At 37.1% G+C, this 2,378-nt stretch carries 1 pseudogene; it reads right to left on the bottom strand.

The window, feature by feature from the left end:
- Positions 1 to 2,378 (bottom strand): annotated as a pseudogene (locus tag FVF61_RS14150) (hypothetical protein); the annotation flags it as partial.

Here is a 2,378-nt window from a genome sequence, read left to right as displayed (position 1 = left end):
CATTCACTATCGCTTGTTGTATATTCTACAGTATAAGTCATACCTGGAACACCTCCAGTAATTGTTCCTGTAGTAGGATCGATTGTTGCTCCATCTCCAGGCTCTGGGTTTAACGCAAAGGTTCCTCCAGTTGTTCCTGTAATTTCAGCTATTCCTCCATCACAAGTTGCAGTCATTGTACAGGATGCATCTTCAGAATCTAGTACAGTAACATCTTGTGTGCTACTCTCTGAACATTCATTATCTCCAGTAGTATACTCAACAGTATAAGTCATTCCTGACATACCTCCCGTTATTGTTCCTGTTGTCGGATCTATGGTTGCTCCATCTCCAGGTTCTGGATTAAATGCAAAGGTTCCTCCAGTTGTTCCTAAGATTTCGGCTATTCCTCCATCGCAAGTTGCTGTCATGATAAATGATGCATCTTCAGAATCTAGTACAGTAACATCTTGTGTGCTACTAGCTCCACAATCGCCAGTTATTGTATATTCAATAGTATATGTCATTCCTGACATACCTTCTGTAATTGTTCCTGTTACTGGATCAATTATAGCTCCATCTCCAGGTTCAGGATTGAACGCAAAGGTTCCTCCTTCATCTCCAGTAATTGTAGCTGTTGCTCCATCACAAGTTGCTGTCATTGTAAATGAAGCATTTCCTTCAGAACCTTCAACTGTAATTGTTACATCGTCTGTAATTGTTGCTGTACCACCAGTACATAAATCGTAAGTTACTGAAGCTGTATAAGTGGTTGTTACGCTTGGAGAAACTGTTATAGTTTCAGAATTTCCTAATGAGGTTGTTCCATCAAACCATTCAAAAACAAAACTAGGAGTATCTTCATAAGGAGCAAATCTCCATGACTCACCAGTTGATGACCAAACTCCTGTATTTCTACCAGGAGGTGTAAATGCAATATTACCAGCAATATTTTGAACACCAATAACAGCTCTTCCGCCATTCCAAGTTGTACAAGTTGGTTTATCAAACACATTAACATCTATATTATTTGACGATTCGTATAAAATAATTTGACTGCTCGACATTAATTCATTACAACTATAGTGGCAAACATTTGTATAGTTTACGACAAACATTCTATATGGGGCTGAACCAATTACTAAATAATTAATATCACCACAAACAGATGGGTCGATATCATGTGCTACACCAAAAATGTTTGCTTGTGCTAAAGTAGCATTAGTACTATTAGGCAATGATTCTGTAAACGCCCACCCATTAAAGCCTCCAGCATTTTCTAATTCAAATGATAAAACACCATTAGAACCCACTAAAATTTGGTCGTAAACTTCTCCAAAGAAACAGAATTCAAATCCAAGATTAATAACTTCAGACCATCTATCATCTATATTTAAACTTGTAGGTGTTCCACCAACTGTTGAAGGTAGAGGACATGTTTCAAGTCCGTTAATTTCATAGTTGTTTGTGTCTTGACCAAATAAATGGAAATTAGCATCTAAATCTGTTGATTCTTCGCAACCAATAGTAACATCTTCTCCTGCATAAACAATAGAACATGAGTTTGGTGGTGGTGGACAAATAAATGTAATAGGGCTACTAATCACATCACACGTATCATCGTCAGATTTAATGGTCGTGATTGTAACTACGGTATTTGCAGCATAAGGTCCCATAGTAATAACTCCAGGAGTTGTTGCTGTTTGAGTTGGACTTCCTTGATCGTCAGAAACTATAATAGAAGCTGAACCACTTAAATCTGTTATTGTAACTTCTAGAACAAAATCTGGGTTATTAGGATCTGTATCGCAATCTCCTATGGCATTAAATGTTACTACATGAGGAATACAAATAGTTTTAAAGCTTTCTTCTATACAATCTGTTGCAGGTCCATTGTCATTATAAGGGGTAACTGTTACATAATATGTTGTTGCATTATCTAAAACTCCTGGGTTGTAAGTTAACACATTACCAACGTCTATGTTATCAGCAACATCAACTCCTCCAGGTGTAGTTCCGATAGAAATTGTATAACCATTTACTATTATAGAAGCTTGTGACCATGTAATCGTAGAATTGATAGGTACATCTATTGCGCCATTTGCAGGTGCAACTAAATTAGCGTTACAATTTGGTGGTGCCGTAGCATCAAAACAAGACACATCAAAATCCCATTCATCATCAGCCCCACTAGTACAACTAACAGAAGAATCTGATTCATAAAACATCACCATTCTATCAGTTGTAGAATATAATGATAAGCCTGCTAAGTTTCCACCAGCTGCTCCTGTCCCTTGGTAAATAACTGTACCATCACCTTCTTCTATTCTTATTGTATCACAACAAGCCTCTATAGTTCCTGAATTAAAAAGAATATTTAAAGGAAATCCACCAGAGCT

The sequence above is a fragment of the Xanthomarina maritima genome, from assembly GCF_008084905.1.
Classification (GTDB): Bacteria; Bacteroidota; Bacteroidia; order Flavobacteriales; family Flavobacteriaceae; genus Xanthomarina; species Xanthomarina maritima.
The sequence above is the reverse complement of the archived record's forward strand: the minus strand, read 5'-3'. Positions and strand labels throughout refer to the sequence as shown.